The sequence below is a fragment of the Streptomyces sp. NBC_01214 genome (assembly GCF_026340975.1).
Taxonomy (GTDB): domain Bacteria; phylum Actinomycetota; class Actinomycetes; order Streptomycetales; family Streptomycetaceae; genus Streptomyces.
Genome location: NZ_JAPEOS010000003.1, coordinates 1,791,504 through 1,806,262, shown reverse-complemented (window position 1 = coordinate 1,806,262; position 14,759 = coordinate 1,791,504). Strand labels below are relative to the sequence as shown.

Here is a 14,759-nt window from a genome sequence, read left to right as displayed (position 1 = left end):
CGGCCACCCAACAACTCCTCGTCCCTGAGACGCCACGTCATGGATGATGAGGCGATGTTCGTCCGCACTCAGAGCCTGCCGCAGACCCCGCAGCGGCCCATGACAGTTCGGGTTCATACGCCCATCGGGTCCGCCGTGGTGCTCTGGCACGGTGACCCGCAAGAGGCAGACGGCCAGCACCTTGTCGAATGGACCGTCGACGAGGACATCCACTGGGGCCAGAACACCCAGCCGGCCTCCTCCGCCGAGGCGGAACTCCGACAGGAAGACGACTGGGTGATCATGCGCGGCCGCCTTCACCTGACCGACGACGGAGCCGCCTACCTCCAGATGGGCCACTGGTCCGTGCTGTTCGACCTGGCATCACCCATCCCCAGCAGCATGGACGAGTCCTGGGTGGAGATCAGCGTCGGAACGGAGAGTGTCGCTCTTTACCCCTACCGAACCTGACCACCATCAGGTTCTCGGCTCCCTTGACTGCCAATAGGAGCTTCATCAGCCTCTCGGTGCCGAGGAGGTGCCACTGACAGCCGGGAACGAGGTCATCGAGCTTGCTGGAACTCCCCGAGCTGGTTGCAGCAGCAGCGCGTCGAGGGCGCGCTGTGCGGGTGGCCAGTCGCGTTGCTTCAGCGTGCCGAGCAGGCCAGTCGTCGTCTCCGAGGCGCACCTGATGCGGAACGAGTACGCCTCCGTGCCGTGGCTGGCACCGATCGCCGATCTGATGCCGAAGGTGCTGGCCGCGGACTTCACCGGCACGGTGATTGGCAGGGACTAGATGATCCGGTCCTTCCTGCCCGGTGCCCCGCGCCCCAGAAGCCGGGCTCGTTCCCGAAGGATACGCACGGTCTCTTCTTCCGGCAGCTGGGCGAGATTACCGCTGCTGTGCACGCCGTGGTGGGCGCGTACTTCGGGGCCGGTGGCCGGGCCCGGCCACGCCTGCTGGAGCCGTGCCATCGTCGCGTCGCTGCGACAGATTCGCCGACGACGTGGAGGAATGCGGACTGGACGCAGCCGACCTGCGCAGGACCGCCGACATCGCACAGGCTGGCGCGCACCGGCTCGACGAGGTCGGCGAGCCCCGGCTGCTGACCGGGGACCTGTGGACGGTGAACACCATGCTCGCGCCGGCGCCGGTCCCAGTCATCTGCGGTGTCCTGGACCCGGACCGTACCCGGTGGGTTTCCCTGTCAAGTCAGCCTGTCGAGACCTGGCTGGCCCCTGTGGCGGGACGGTTGTTACGTCTGGACGCGCCGGCGGCGGTAGTAGGAGACTGCGACCGCTGCCACCAACGGGCCCCAGGCCAACAGCGGTGCGTAGCAGACAGCCAACAACCAGTCCTTAGCTGGCGAACCCATGGAGGGGTTGGAGCCGAAGATGGCAACGAGTCCGCCGTAGACCGTGATTGCGACCAAGGCTGCCGCACCGAGCAGCGCCGGTATGACGGCTGCCAATGGGGCGACCCGCCGTCCGCCCAGCAGCGGGATCCAGCGGGGCACGGTCTCGCCCCACGGCTGGATGAGACCGAGCGTCAGCAGCGCGATGCCTTCAGAGACGAGGGTCAGCGAGGTGATGTACACCGGTTCCCACCAGAGAAGGGGGCCGTTGCTGTCCACCGGGAGCCCCGCGACCAGAGCGATCCGCCACAGCCCGGAAGGCAATGTGATGACGGGCACAAGATGGGCCGAAATTCGCGCCCACCGCGGCACATTTGGCAACGTTCTGGTGAGTAATCGGCTCCGCTCCCGGATTTCGGGGCCCTGCTTCGACATGCGACGTCCTTCGCCTTCCCGGGAATTGCGCTGTCATGCAGGGACAACGACTCCCAACGAGCCTGCACTGCCACCGATGGTCGGAGAAGTCCTGTACGGGGACACAAGTTCATATTGTCTGAAGCCTCGTGACGCAGAATCATCAATGAGAACTATGGGGGTCCACCTCAGGGGTGACGTTCTGTGGTCCAAGTCGTCCCAGCTTCAGGCAGTCGGCGGCATCGCCGGGGATGGCAGTTTGCTGCGTCGGCAGGCACGGTCTTCCACTCGGATCACGGGGCGTCGAGAACTCCACGATCTTGGAAGCCGTGCCTGTACGTTCCGGGAGCACGGCCGATCTGGCAGATCACCACGAACCGGGCGTCACGCGACTACGCCGAAGCCCTAAGGGATTGCAGGGAATCAAGGTGTTGCTTCCCGTTCCGTGGCTCGTTGCCGTGGCATGCGCATCCCGGTCGAGACTCGTCACCGACTCTCTGTGAAGTTCGCCGTGTTGTTTCCGCATCTGGACGAGCGGCAGCCTCGACTGCTGACGGCCGCCGAGGCCCGTGTCCTGGGGCACGGCGGCATTCGGGCCGTCGCTCTGGCGGCCTCGGTGAGCGAGACGAAGGTCCGCAAGGGCGTGTTCGAGCTGGAGGCCGGCGCGAAGCCCATGGGCCGGGTGCCGGGTGCGGCCCCGGGCGGGGGCCGCAAGCGAGTCGCGGGAACTCGATCCGGGGCTGCGGCCGGCTCTGCTGGCGCTGGTCGAGCCAGATGTGCGGGGTGATCCGATGTCGCCGCTGCGGTGGACGGCGAGTTCCGGTCTGAGTTGTACGCGTGCCTGACGTCGCGGGCGGATGCCCTGTTCGACGTGTGTGACGCGCTGCTGTGCACTGACGGGCCGGTCCGAACCCTGGTGGACCTGGCGCTCGCGCCGGAACACCGACGCGGGCACGGGGCCTTGTACTCCGGGATCAACCGGGACCGGCTGCACCCCCGACTGACACGTCGGGCGGCATGGGGTGACCACGAGGCCCCTTGCCGATCATCGAGGGCACAGTGATCCGGTTGACGGTGGCAAAACTGCCCAGCGGCGGGGTGAACAAGCCCGTCTGGCTCTGGTGGTCGCACCGGCGCCCGCCCCGAGGACGTCGACCGATGCTGGCAGGCCTTCCTGCGACGGGTTCGACGTGGAGCACACCTTCCGGCTGCTCAAGCAGACGCTCGGCTGGACCCGCCCCACGCTCCGGAACTCCGAAGCGGCCGACCGCTGGACCTGGATCGTCCCTGCCGCACACACCCAGCTCCGGCTCGCCCGCCCGCTCGCACGGGATCTCCGCCGGCCCCGGGAGCGGGCGGCGGAACCGAACGGACTCACACCTGCCCGCTTCCGACGGGGGTTCAGGAACCTGCACGTGAAGACGGGCACGCCAGCCCGTGCACCGAAACCCACCCGGCCCGGCCCCGGCCCCGGCCCCGGCCGACCACTCGGATCGAAGAACACGCGGCCCGACCACCCGCTACAACGTCGGACGAGTCCTCGCCACCGGTGAATCCCACACCCGACCCGCACACCACAACGTCGGCACCGAACCCCGCAGGACAGGCTGACAAGCGACATTGAGCATCAGCACACTGAGCACATGCGATACGAGGAGAAAGCGAAGCTGACCGCCGCGAGAGCCCTGGTCCCGGCAGCCGTCCTTGTCGCCTCACCAGTGCTGCTGATAGCCGGAGCCCCGGTCCGTCGCCGATACCTCCGCTACGTCTACCGGGATGGGGCCCCAACAATCCTGGACAAGCAGCAGGGCCGAATCAGTGTCCACTGGTTCGTGGTCACCAGCCCTCTCCTCGCATGGCTCTGCTGGCCCACAGAGTTGCTCGCCCGACTCATCTCGCGCCGAGGTTAAACGGCAAATCAAAGGGTGTCGCAGAAGGTCCTTCTCGGGTAGGCCTGAGTGGTGCTTGACCTTCTGTTTCACCCGACGAGGGCGAGGTTGTGCAAGGGGGCGACGGCCTGGACGACGCGGCCGTCGCCCCTCTGGGGGCAGTCGCGGAGGATCTTCCAGTTCTTCATGCGGGCGGGGTGGAGCGTCCTGCGGAGCGCTGTCGAGTGCCACGTACCTGCCAGCCCCACGGCCCCGGCCAGCAGACTCAGAGACAGACCCGCGCTCGCGTGCCCGGACCTGGCGGCCCACCAGCCGCACACGGGCGCGGGGTCGACGGCCCGATCGGACCATCCCTGCGGGGGCTGGGTCGATGCGCTGGCGGCCACGACCGGCTGCAGGATGTCGGCGCCGGATTGGTGGAACCGTAGCCGCGGCCGGGGCGTCACCTGATCTCGTGACAGGAACCGAACGCCACCCCCACAGGGTCAGAGTCGAACCCATGCCCACGGACCCTGCTGCTGCTCCTGCCCCTGGCAGGTCCCCCACGTGGCCTGGCGTCCTCTCGATGATCGCTTCCGGGCTGCTGGGCGCCGCGGCCGGATGCCTGGCGATCACCCTCTCTTCCCGCGCACGCGCCTACTGCGACGCAGGCTGGGAAGCGGGTGGTGTGGCCGAGCTGACCTTCCTGCTCCCGGTCCTGGTGGTGGGCTTTGCGGTGTGCGCCGTGGTGGTCGCGATGCTCACGCCGCGCCGGCACCCGCTGCTGCGGCTGGTGCCGGTGGTGCTCGTGCTGGGGGTACTGGTCATCTGGTTCTTCGCCGTCAAGGGCACCCTGGACGGATATCCGGGGGATTCGGGGCTGTGTGGGCCGGACAACGTGCCGCCGTGGTGGCCGGGGTGGCTGCCCGCGTGAAAAGCGGTGCGGGGGGCGGTCAGGTGACGCGTTCCCCCTGCGGCAATCGGGCTCGGCCATCTCGACCGAGAACGCAGCCAGCGGCTCGGGCAGCGGTACGGTCGCCTCGCGGACGACGGTCAGGTGCGCGGTCCAGTCCGCGACGGCGGGCTCCCTGGTCGCTCAGGGGAACGCGACGATGTTGCGGGTCGCCCACACGGTGAAGGGGCCCCGCGAGGTCGACGTCCGCCTCGTACAGGGGCCGGTCGCCGATCACGTCCCAGTCCAGGCCGGGCCATCCGCTCGCACACACGGCCCGGAGGGCCTCCGCGTGCGGGCGGCGGGCCCGGCCGTCGTAGGCCGACCAGTGTGTGGTCGACGGCGCCGGATCCGGCTGGCGCGTGCGCGCCCGTCTTCCGAAGCCGCCGGCGGCTGCTCGCGGTCCTCGCCTTCCTGCGGGCATGACCTGACCGCCGCCATCCCGCGGCGTCCGTGGGCGGTCAACGTCCCGCCCGACGCCGATCAAGGTTCCGGGCGGGGCCCTTCGGTCCCCATGGGCGGACCCGTGGTTCGTATGTCTTCAGCTGGTCCTCAGGCGTGTCAGGGAGTCGCGGGCCGTCGCCGCGACGAAGGCCGAGCACAGGGCGGTGTGGAGGGGCGGGGCCCAGGGCTCGGGCCACGTCTCGTAGGCCGCCCTGCCGCGGGCGCTCGCCAGATGCATGCCCACCCACAGGGCCTGGGTGGTGTCGCTCGGGAGGTCGGGGTGCGTGGCATGGGGGCAGGCGTCGTCGTGGAGGAGGCCGATCGCGCGCTCGAAGGCGGCCGCCAGCTCGTCGACGAGTTCCCGCGCGTCGGAGTCGTCCCCCTCGGATTCGACGTACCACGCGACGGCGGCGGCCACGAAGACCCGGCCGGCCAGCTCGTCGTCGGCCGCCGACTGGAGCGCGGAGGCCGCGAAGGAGAGGTCCCAGGCCACGTCGTAGGTCCTGGAGAGCGGATAGCCCTCCATGATCGCGGTGAGTGTCTCCAGGTCGTACCGGTCCCGGAACGGCAGGAACGGCGGTACGTCGCTGGCCGAGCCGGGCCGCAGCGACTCCATCACCACGCGCGCGTACCCGGCCACGTTGCGCGGACACAACCATGCGTCACGCGGCCGGGAATTCGTCCAGCACCGCCCGTCGTCGGCGAGGTCCCGCATTACGTCCGCCATGTTCCCGAGCTCCCCTTCAAAGTTATCCTGGAAGGGGTGGCCCTGGTGCGTGCAGGGCGCGTCCCGCTGGGCCCGGTCGGCGGCCCGCGCCGCGTCGAACGCCGCTTCGAAGTCATCGTCCCGCGGGTTCCTCGTCGACAGGTACGGCAGCGCGAGGACCAGACCCAGTGTCCAGCGGCAGGCGAGCGGCCCGCGCCGATCCGCGGCCAGTTCATGTGCGCACTCGATGACGAGCCGCTCGTACGTCTGCGGGTCGTCGTCGACGTGCTCGCTCATCTCTTCCCAGGCGTCGATCAGTTCGTCTGCCCGAGCAGCGAGAAATCGTTCCGTCATCGGCATCCTCCTCGTCCGTCTCCCCGACGATATGAACAGCGCGCCCGCCGTTGTGCACCGGTCCTCCCCCACGGCGGCCGCGGGCCACTCCGGACGGTGGCCGCCCGTGAGCCAGCAGCCCGGGCCCACTGCACCGGCCTGCCGCAGCCGGCTCCAGAATTCGACGACCAGGCTTCTATGCCACCCGGGACGCCCGCACCGGCAGCACCCGCCTTGACCTCGAACAGGCGCCACGGTCAAGGAGCTCGACCGGCATCGAAGCCTTGCGGCGGTGGTGTGGGAGCTGATCCCGCCTGGGCCAGGCCCACACTCTCGTACCCGGACCGGTCGGCCCACCAGCCGCACGCGGCCAGCACCACCCCCGCCGGCACGGCACCGCTGGTACGGCGCTGCCTGCCGGTCATCACCACCGCGATCCCCCCGTCCAGTTGATACGGCCACCCCCGGCCAGAGCCGGGGCGGGTCAGTCCCGGGGCCCCTGGGCCTCGGAAATCCTCGCGGCATACGAGCGGACCTCGCCCGGCTCAGGCACCCGCGGCCCGGCAAACGCACCCGGAGTGCGGGAGAGCCGGCCAGGGCCGAGGCCATGCGGACGCACGTGACCGCGAGAACCACCACGGCGGCGAGGAGCAGCGTCCAGGCGGCCGGGCCGCGCAGCCCGGCCCCCTGGCCGGTCCCCGGGCCGGCGTAGCGGGCGCCATAGTGGTGGACGGTCCAGCCGGCGGCGCTCAGCGCAAGGCCGAGCGCGGTGCCGCCGCAGAACTGCCGCGGGTTTCACCGCTGCTTCTCCCATCCGCCAGGGGGGCGCGCTCCAACGGGCGGCGGCCGGAGCGGGCGGCGGCCGGAGCGGGCGGCGGCCGGAGCGGGCGGCGGCCGGAGCGGGCGGCGGCCGGAGCGGGCGGCGGCCGGAGCGGGCGGCGGCCGGAGCGGGCGGCGGCCGGAGCGGGGCCGGGGACCGGGGAGACCCGCCGGGCAAGCGCGGCCCACGAGTTGCCGGCCAATACCCGAGCGCCGGCCACGGGCGCGGGGGCGGCAACGGTGGCCGTGGCCGCCGAGGCAGTCACCACTCAGGCAGGCGCGGGGCAGGGGCGAGGGTGTTGGCGGCAGCCGCAGTCACGGCGGCGACGGCCCGCGTCGCTCTCGCCGACCTGCTGCATGCGCACGGCCAGCAGCAGCCACCGGTGCGAGGCGACCAGAAAACCCGCCTCCCGATGAAGGCGCGGCAGTGGACCGGCACGGCCGCCCTCCGGGAGTCCCGTCCCAGCCGGGGCCCCGCACCGGCCCACCCGCCGACCCGTCGACCGGTCGACCCGCCGGTCAGGGGGCGTCGATGAGTACCCGGCCGTCGGTCGGCACGGTTGCCGCGAGCCCGTTCGCGTACGCGTTCTGCACACGGGACCGCTCCGTCGCGTTGGGCATGACGTTGGTACAGGCCGTCCCGGCGCTGGACCCAGACATCAGCTGGGAGCACGGCCCCGGCTTGGTGTCCGGGAGGCCCAGACTGTGGCCCAGCTCGTGCGCAGCGATGCGCGTCTTGTCGTACCCCTGGCTCACGGCCTGCGCGCCGAGTTCGACTCGGACCTGTCGCCCCGGACGGACCGGGCCGAGGGTGGCCTGCGGCCAGCCGTTGGTGGCCACGATGACGATCTCGGCCCGGGCCCCGGGCGCTGCCTCCACCAGCCGTACGTTACTGACGTTCGCGTTCCAGGAAGCGACCCCGGCCGCGATGGCCGCTTCCCAGCCGCCGGCCCGGCTGTCATCGTAACGGAGTGTCACTACCGCTGCGGTGGCGCCCGGTACGGGCGCGGGTGCCGCGGTCGCGGCGGTTGCCGCCGCGAGGACCAGCGCGGCGGCGGAGGTGCCGACTTTCAGCCAGGTGCCCAGAGACATGGTTGTCATCCTTCATGCGTGGGGGGCCGGCCCCTCGGCGGAGCCGGGGCACTGGAGACGCCGCCACCGCCCACCTGTGCGCGAGTTCGGACAGCCGCCCCCTCCGGAGCCCTAAGAAAGTAGCCCCGCACCCCACCAACCGGTCATGCACCTGCCAGCCAATTCCCGCAGGCACTCCAGCCGATGCCCGGTCAGCGGGCAACACGGACGACATCCGGATCCTGTACGTGCCGACGGCCCTCGGCGCGCTCGTTCTGGTCGCCTACGTCGAGACGGACTGACTCTCACCCACTTCGGCACCGTTCGCCGAAGTGGGTGGTGCTCAGCAATACGGCTGGTGGTCTTCCCGGTGGGCGATGGAGCGGTCCTCGAACCGCCAGGAGCGGCTGTGTCCACTCAGGGCCCACCCTTCGGGCGCGGACCGGGCGGCGCGGGTCCAGGCCGCGAGTTCGGGAAGCGCGTGCCGGAGCAGGGCCAGGCGGGCGATGCCCCGTCGGGTGTCCGCGATCGGCGCTATGCGGATCCGTACGCTGTTCCACACGCCGGGGTCGGTGCCCGTGCCGTAGTTGGATGAGAGCGGCGGTATCCACTCCACGTGCAGCAACGTGCCGTCACTCCAGGGGCGGTCGTCGAACCGCAGGTCGACGGCGATGGTGTCTCCCGTACCAAGGGCAGTGCGGATATCTGTTGGCGAGAGCGGCCACGACAGGTCCCGGGGCAGGCGGCGGTTACGTGCTGACACGGGACCCGAGGATGGCATGTGCCCTGGTGAGGCCGCATGTGCTTTTCGGAGTTGGTGCTGGCGGCCGTGCGGAGGCACGGCACGGGGGCAACGGTCCCTCAGCATCTGGTCCACCACGTCCCGGCCGCCCGGGTGCTACCTGCTGCACGCCGTGTTCGACGGCAGCACGTGGACCGCCCTCCGCGCCCCCGACGCGAGCGGGAACGGCGCCGGTCTGCTGGCAGCGTCCCGCAAGAGCGCGGCGCTGGCCTCCTACGACGGGCCCGGGCGGACGAGGAGCTCTTGACCGTCCTGCTGCAAGAGGTAGGAGGCGACGAACTGACCGGCGTTGCCCCAGGGCGTCTCCTATCGATCGGGCACGGCCGGCGCGGTGCGGGCCCGGAGGGGCTGGGCCAGGTGGAGCAGTTGACTCGCGGAGCCGGGCGCGCGTTCGAAAACTGAGCCCATGAAGAGACAACGATCCCTCGGTCGGCACGCCCGTGCGCTGGCCGCCCCTCGTCGCGGGGCTGCTCCTCCTTGCCGCGCCGAGCGCGTTCCCGCTCTCCCGCGACGGCGCGAGCGACCCGCGGCGCCGTGCGTCTCCACACCGGCCGAGTACCGGGCTGCGTGGGAGGCGTGCGAGGTCCGGTGCGTGGCACCCTCTCTCTTCGGGACCACGCACGCCCGGGGCGAGGCGTCCCTGTACCCGAGTGGCTTCCGCTACGCCTGGGCCGGTTCCAGCACCAACCTCGAGCAGTATCTGAAACTGCGCGCGCGGTACGGCGGCCAGCCGGCCAAGGTCGGGATCGGGGTCCTGTCCTAGAGGCGGTTATGGCCGCGTTCGGCACGGTCGAGGTGGTGGCGAAAGGCCGGGCCGCCGGCGGTCTATGGCCGGACTGCGGCCGCTTCTCGGGGACCGAGTCCACGATCGATACCAGCGCAGGCTGAAGGACCTTCCGCTCGCCGAACAGGGCTTTGTGATCCGGCTGACGGTCCGGCGCTTCATCTCTGGAGCGGCAGACTGCCAGCGCCGGACGTTCGCCGAGCCGTTCTCCCGGCTGGCCGCCCCGCATGCACGGTTCACCACTCGGCTGGCTGCCCAGCTGGGCTTCGGCGCGGGACGGATGACCTTGTTACGCAGGGTCATGGCACTGCCCGATCCACGGTTCAGCACGCCGCGGGTGCTGGGCGTGGAGGACTTCGCGATCTGTCGCGGCCAGACCTACTCCACCGTCTTGACCAGCGTCGAAGACCATCGCGTGGTCGATGTGCTCCCGCCGCGTGAAGCCGGGCCCGCTGGCCGCCTGGCTGATCCGTCACCCGGGCGTGGAGATCATCTGCCGGGACCGGGCCGGCACATACGCCGAGGGCGCACGGCGCGGTGCCCCCGACGCTCTGCAAATCGCCGACCGGTTCCATCTGTGGCAGGGCCTCGGCCAAGCCGTGGAGACCTGTGTCGCTACCCATCGCGACTGCCTGCGCGACCCGTCGCCCAGCGGCATGTTGCCGAAGGCCACCCGGCTCACTTCCGGCCGACCGCAGGACGACCAGGCGCCCGTCGGCCGGCGGCCGGCGGGCCGAGCGCAGGAAGGCAGCACACGCCCTCGTCCACGAGCTCCTTGCCCGAGGTCATTCACGCCGGGCAATCGCACGGCACCTGGGCTGAGGTCTCAACACCGTGCTCCGGTACGCGAACGCCGCACGCTGGCAGGACACCATTCGTGAGAACCGGGCCCGGCCCAGCAGACTGGACCCCTACAAGCCCTACCTGGAGCGGCGATTCGCCGAGGGATGCACCAGCGTCACGCGACTGCACGGAGGGCTGGTTGCCGAGCAAGCTCCCGTCACCTACGGGATGGTCCGCGCGCACATCGCCACCTTGCGCGGGGCTCCGTCCGCCGCACCGCCGCGGCCGCCGACGGTGCGACAGGTGACCGGCTGGCTCACCCGGCACCCCACGACCCTGACCGACGAAGACCGGGCCGGCCTGAAGGAGGTCCTGGCCCGCTGCCCAGAACTGGACAAGGCCGCCGGGCACATCCGCGAACTTCGGCGAGTTACTCACCGATCGCCTCGGCTCCACCCTCCCCACCTGGATCGACGCAGTCGACGCCAGCCAACTACCCGGCCTCGGCGGCTTCCCGCGCCACCTGCTCCGAGACCTCGACGCCGTGACAGCAGGCCTCACCCTCAACTGGAGCTCCGGCAGCATCGAGGGCGCCGTCAACCGCATCAAGAAGATCAGGCGGCAGCTCTACGGGCGAGCCAGATTCGAACTACTCCGCAAAACGATCCTGCTCCAGTGACACCCCGCAACGACTCCCTAAGATCTGTGCCAGAACCAAGAACTGGCAACGGTCCCGGGGCGCTGACCGCTCCTGAACCCGCACATCGCTCAAATGAAGTCGGAGGCGTGACCGTGCGCCCAGTGGCGGAAGGTGCGAGCTGGAGTTCCCGTTATCTGGTCGAGTGTGAGGTAGGCATCGTCCTCCGGGGCCCTCCTGTCATGGGGTTCATCTGCGATGCCTTCGATGCCGTCGTAGCTTTCGAACCCGAACAGGAAGTCTGCGTTCGCGGCCGCGAAACCCCCTTGGGCTCGGTAGAAGTCGCGGGCTTGTTCGGCGGAGACCTCATCGAGCGTGATCTGTTCTCCGATCGCTTCTGCGATCACTGAAACCTGTTCGCGTTTGGTGAGACTTTCCGGTCCGATGATCGTGTCGATCCGTCCGAGGCGGTGTGGGTCGAGCAGGTTGGCCAGGACGACGTCGGCAACGTCGGCCTCATGGATGGGATGCCCGATCTGATCAGGAAAGGGCTCCACAACTCGGCGTCTTGCCTTGATCGATGGTCCCCATATGAGGAGTGAGTTTGTCGCGAACTCACCGGGACGCACGATGCTCCAATCCAGTCCTGAGTCCATGACGGCCTGCTCGACGACGGCGTTGTACGTCGTGTCGTAGCCGGCCGTTACGGCGGCGGAGGAGACCACAACCACGTGCTCGACGCCCGCCTGTTTTGCGTGAGAGACGACCGCCTCCACGTTCTCAGGGACCGCGATCAGGACGAGTTGCGCGGCACCGTCGAATGCGTGCCTCAGCGTGGACGGGTCGTCCAGGTCGCCGAAGACCACGTCCGCACCATCCGGGAGTGAGGCACGTTGCGGGTGTCGTGAGATTCCGCGCACCGTGTGACCGGCATCAAGCAGCCCTGCGACGACCGGGTGGCCGATCGTCCCAGTGGCCCCGGTGACAACGATGGGAGGGAGCTTCTTTAAGTGAGACATAATTTCTCACTATAAGACGTCGACGTATCATGATGCATCCGAGAAACGGCCGCAGTCCGGACCTGCAGAGCCGGTCGCGCGGCCTCTCGCCGCCACCTCGACCGTCCCGAACGCGGCCGTAGCCGCTTCGACATCCACCTCGTCGATACCGGCGAATACCAGTGAGTCCCAGAACGATGCATCGGTCTGCATGACCAGCACCATCACCGTCCACAACGACCGCAGCAGCGGCCGAAGAACACCTGAGGGAGCGTCAATTCTGATCGTCGGAGGACAAGGCGTACGCGGTCGCACGCGAACCCGTCTCCTCGCACTCGAACATCGGGGTGTTGCTCCGCGACGACTCCCCAAGATCTGTGCCAGAACCCACGTCTCACCTACGCAGCCATACCTCTCTTGTCCTGCGCAGTGCCCCTCCCCGAAGAGCTGACCGCACTAGTACTGCAACGGTGTTTGCTGTGATGGTTTGTTGGCTTCTGGTGGTGTGTGGCCGCGTCGTTTGTAGTGGCTGACGCGGGCTTGGTGTTGTCGTCGGCGGCGCCAGTAGGACCAGTGCATGACGTGCTGGACGGTTGCTGGTCGGCGGTGGGTGAGGCGGGTGATCAGGCGTCGGAGTTCGGGGAGGGTGAGGGGTATGAGCTGGGAGGATCCGTTTCTGCTTTCCCCGTGTCGGCCTCGCGGGCCTTCAGGACGGTGAGGCAGGCGTGGGCGGCCATGGCGAGGGTGATGTGGCGGTGCCAGCCGGGGTAGCGGCGGACTTGGTAGTCGTCCAGGCCGCATTCCTGCTTGGCGGTCTGGAAGCATTCCTCGACCGCCCACCGGCTGCCCGCGACGTGGATGAGTTCGTCGAGGGTGGTCTCGGCCGGGCAGTAGGCGATGTAGTAGGAGATCTGGTCCGGCCGGCCGACGCTTCGGCGGGCGATCACCCAGTGCCGGCGGTCCTCGCGGTGCCAGGGCCTCACCTCCACTCTCGCCCAGTCGTAGACCCGCAGGCCATGAGCGCCGTTCCCGCAGGAACGGCGCTTCCATTTCTGCCTCGCAAGGCCGTTGAACAGGTCGTGAACGGGGTGGTCCATCGCCCAGCGGGAGACCACGGTGTCGTGCCGGGTGGTGGCCATGACATGGAAGACATCCGCCCGCTCGAGCTCGGTCCGCCAGCCCTTGGAGAAGCCGTAGGCGGCGTCCGCGGTCACCCACCGGAACGGAATCTTCTCGGCGATCGCCCGGCGGACCATGGCCTTGGCGATGACCACTTTCGTCTCGAACGCGATGGTGTCCTCGATGCCGGCGGCCCGGCATCGTTCTCGGTCATCGGTCCATGACGTGGGCAGATACAGCCTGCGGTCGATCAATGTGCGGCCATGAGCACCGGCATAGGCGAGGAAGACACCGACCTGGCAGTTCTCGGTCCGGCCCGCCGTTCCCGAGTACTGGCGCTGGACCCCGGCCGAGCGGACGCCCTTCTTCAGGAACCCGGTGTCGTCCACGATCAGGACCGCCTCAGGGTCGCCGAGATGCTCGACCGCATAGCCGCGAACGTCGTCGAGTACCTCGTCCGCGTTCCAGTCGCACCGGTTCAACAGCCGGTGCATCCGGTCGGGAGCCGCGTGACCAGCCTCCTCGGCAAGCGTCCAACCGTTCTTGCGCTCCAGCGGAGCTATCAGCCCCCGCATATAGGCAAGAGCCGACTCCCGCGGCTCCGACCTGGCAAACCGATGCACGAAACGCTCATGCAACTCGACCAGACCCGCCGCCCACGACCCGACATCGCCACGATCTCCACCCATAACCAGGCCAACGAGCAACCTGGCCACCAGTCACGGCAAGCACCGTTGCAGTACTAGGGGCCTGTCCGACGGATCAAGTGACCTGTCCCGGGCTCAAGTCGTTGGCATGTTCATGGGGCGGGGAGATCTTACGAATGAGGAATGGTTGCGGCTGAAGCAGCATCTGCCGAAGTGCGGGCAGCGGGGCGGGCGTTGGGAGAGTCATCGCAGGGTGATCAACGGGATTCTCTTCCGACAGCGCACCGGGGTGCCGTGGCGGGATCTGCCTGCGCGTTTCGGCAAGTGGAAGACTGTGTACGAGCGGCACAGGCGCTGGTCTGCGGACGGCATGTGCGAGAGAATCTTCAAGGCCGTCCTGGCCGACTCGGACGCGACGGGCTGCATCGACTGGTCGATGGTGAGCGTGGATCCAACGTCCTGCCGCGCTCACCAGAACGCCGCCGGAGCACGCAAGAAGCCACCCCGGGTTCCAGAAAGACGGACGCCCCGGCAGCACCGCCCCGATGAGGGGCTCGGACGCTCCCGGGGCGGGCTGACCTGCAAGATTCATCTGCTTGGTGAGGGGGGTTGCCGGCCTCTCGCCTTCCTCATCACGCCGGGTCAGTGGGGCGACGCACCGCAGCTCGTTCCCGTGATGGAGCGCGTGTCCGTGTCGCCCGCCCGGACGGTGGACGCCCCCGGACCCGGCCCGATCAACTCGGCGGTGACAAGGCGCATCCATCCCGGCGGAACCGCCGCTACCTGCGCCGACGCCAGATCAAGCACACCATCCCCGAACCGAAGAACCAGCGCGCCAACCGCCAGCACCGCGGCAGCAGGGGCGGCCGGCCCACCGGCTTCGACACGACGATCTACAAGCGCAGGAACGAAGTGGAACGCACCATCAACGCGCTCAAGAACTCCCGGGCGGTCGCGACGAGATACGACAAGAGGGCCTACATCTTTCACGGCACCGTCACCGTCGCAGCCATTCGGCTCTGGCTCCGGTCCCTATCGGAGTGAAAGA

Annotated in this window: 15 protein-coding genes and 3 pseudogenes; 10 read left to right on the top strand and 8 right to left on the bottom strand. The window is 69.2% G+C overall.

Annotated features, from left to right (window positions below):
* The first annotated feature begins 54 nt into the window (after positions 1-54).
* On the top strand, positions 55-450 hold the full coding sequence (locus OG594_RS44705) for a hypothetical protein (protein WP_266608322.1): 396 nt from the start codon (positions 55-57) through the stop codon (positions 448-450).
* Between the two features lie 181 nt (positions 451-631).
* Positions 632-775, top strand: coding sequence for a hypothetical protein (locus OG594_RS44700; protein ID WP_266608321.1), 144 nt, complete (start codon positions 632-634; stop codon positions 773-775).
* A gap of 460 nt (positions 776-1,235) precedes the next feature.
* Here the strand turns inward: OG594_RS44700 and OG594_RS44695 are convergent, their stop codons facing one another.
* Positions 1,236-1,769 (bottom strand): hypothetical protein, encoded by a 534-nt coding sequence (locus tag OG594_RS44695; RefSeq protein WP_266608319.1) that lies wholly within the window; start codon positions 1,767-1,769, stop codon positions 1,236-1,238.
* A gap of 442 nt (positions 1,770-2,211) precedes the next feature.
* Here OG594_RS44695 and OG594_RS44690 point away from each other — a divergent pair.
* Both OG594_RS44690 and OG594_RS44685 read left to right on the top strand, forming a co-directional pair.
* A pseudogene (locus OG594_RS44690) lies at positions 2,212-2,560 on the top strand (ISAzo13 family transposase); the annotation flags it as partial.
* 5 nt (positions 2,561-2,565) lie between these two features.
* Positions 2,566-3,359, top strand: a pseudogene (locus tag OG594_RS44685) (transposase); the annotation flags it as partial.
* Between the two features lie 367 nt (positions 3,360-3,726).
* Here the strand turns inward: OG594_RS44685 and OG594_RS44680 are convergent.
* Positions 3,727-3,831: pseudogene (locus OG594_RS44680) on the bottom strand (IS5/IS1182 family transposase); the annotation flags it as partial.
* A gap of 371 nt (positions 3,832-4,202) precedes the next feature.
* On the opposite strand from OG594_RS44680, the gene OG594_RS44675 reads away from it, so the two are divergent.
* Entirely contained in the window at positions 4,203-4,550 is a 348-nt protein-coding gene (locus tag OG594_RS44675; protein ID WP_266608318.1) for a hypothetical protein, read from the top strand.
* A gap of 559 nt (positions 4,551-5,109) precedes the next feature.
* Here OG594_RS44675 and OG594_RS44670 read toward each other — a convergent pair.
* From OG594_RS44670 to OG594_RS44660, 3 genes are all read right to left on the bottom strand, one after another.
* A complete protein-coding gene (locus tag OG594_RS44670) occupies positions 5,110-6,072 on the bottom strand; it encodes a hypothetical protein (RefSeq protein ID WP_266608317.1) in 963 nt (320 codons plus the stop codon).
* A 1,317-nt stretch (positions 6,073-7,389) separates the two neighbouring features.
* Positions 7,390-7,962 (bottom strand): snapalysin family zinc-dependent metalloprotease, encoded by a 573-nt coding sequence (locus tag OG594_RS44665; protein ID WP_266608316.1) that lies wholly within the window; start codon positions 7,960-7,962, stop codon positions 7,390-7,392.
* Between the two features lie 322 nt (positions 7,963-8,284).
* A complete protein-coding gene (locus OG594_RS44660) occupies positions 8,285-8,704 on the bottom strand; it encodes a hypothetical protein (RefSeq protein ID WP_266608315.1) in 420 nt (139 codons plus the stop codon).
* Positions 8,705-8,855: 151 nt separating this feature from the next.
* Here OG594_RS44660 and OG594_RS44655 point away from each other — a divergent pair, with 151 nt between their 5' ends.
* From OG594_RS44655 to OG594_RS44640, 4 genes are all read left to right on the top strand, one after another.
* Positions 8,856-8,990, top strand: a complete 135-nt coding sequence (locus tag OG594_RS44655) for a hypothetical protein (RefSeq protein ID WP_266608313.1) — start codon at positions 8,856-8,858, stop codon at positions 8,988-8,990.
* Between the two features lie 345 nt (positions 8,991-9,335).
* Complete coding sequence (locus OG594_RS44650; RefSeq protein WP_266608312.1) at positions 9,336-9,506, top strand: hypothetical protein; 171 nt, start codon at positions 9,336-9,338, stop codon at positions 9,504-9,506.
* Between the two features lie 443 nt (positions 9,507-9,949).
* A complete protein-coding gene (locus tag OG594_RS44645) occupies positions 9,950-10,408 on the top strand; it encodes a transposase (protein ID WP_266608311.1) in 459 nt (152 codons plus the stop codon).
* 371 nt (positions 10,409-10,779) lie between these two features.
* A complete protein-coding gene (locus tag OG594_RS44640) occupies positions 10,780-10,989 on the top strand; it encodes a transposase (RefSeq protein ID WP_266608883.1) in 210 nt (69 codons plus the stop codon).
* 89 nt (positions 10,990-11,078) lie between these two features.
* Here the strand turns inward: OG594_RS44640 and OG594_RS44635 are convergent, their stop codons facing one another.
* The 3 genes from OG594_RS44635 to OG594_RS44625 form a co-directional block, all read right to left on the bottom strand.
* The gene (locus OG594_RS44635) at positions 11,079-11,966 is read right to left on the bottom strand and encodes an SDR family oxidoreductase (protein ID WP_266608309.1); all 888 of its coding nucleotides are present in this window, start codon (positions 11,964-11,966) and stop codon (positions 11,079-11,081) included.
* A 27-nt stretch (positions 11,967-11,993) separates the two neighbouring features.
* Positions 11,994-12,158 (bottom strand): hypothetical protein, encoded by a 165-nt coding sequence (locus OG594_RS44630; protein WP_266608307.1) that lies wholly within the window; start codon positions 12,156-12,158, stop codon positions 11,994-11,996.
* A 410-nt stretch (positions 12,159-12,568) separates the two neighbouring features.
* Positions 12,569-13,753, bottom strand: a complete 1,185-nt coding sequence (locus OG594_RS44625; protein WP_266608306.1) for an IS701 family transposase — start codon at positions 13,751-13,753, stop codon at positions 12,569-12,571.
* A 112-nt stretch (positions 13,754-13,865) separates the two neighbouring features.
* Between OG594_RS44625 and OG594_RS44620 the strand changes: the two genes are divergently transcribed.
* A protein-coding gene (locus OG594_RS44620) for an IS5 family transposase (RefSeq protein WP_266608881.1) occupies positions 13,866-14,755 on the top strand; the annotation gives its coding sequence in 2 pieces (ribosomal slippage) (positions 13,866-14,393 and positions 14,396-14,755; 888 coding nt in all).
* The last annotated feature ends 4 nt before the right edge of the window (positions 14,756-14,759 follow it).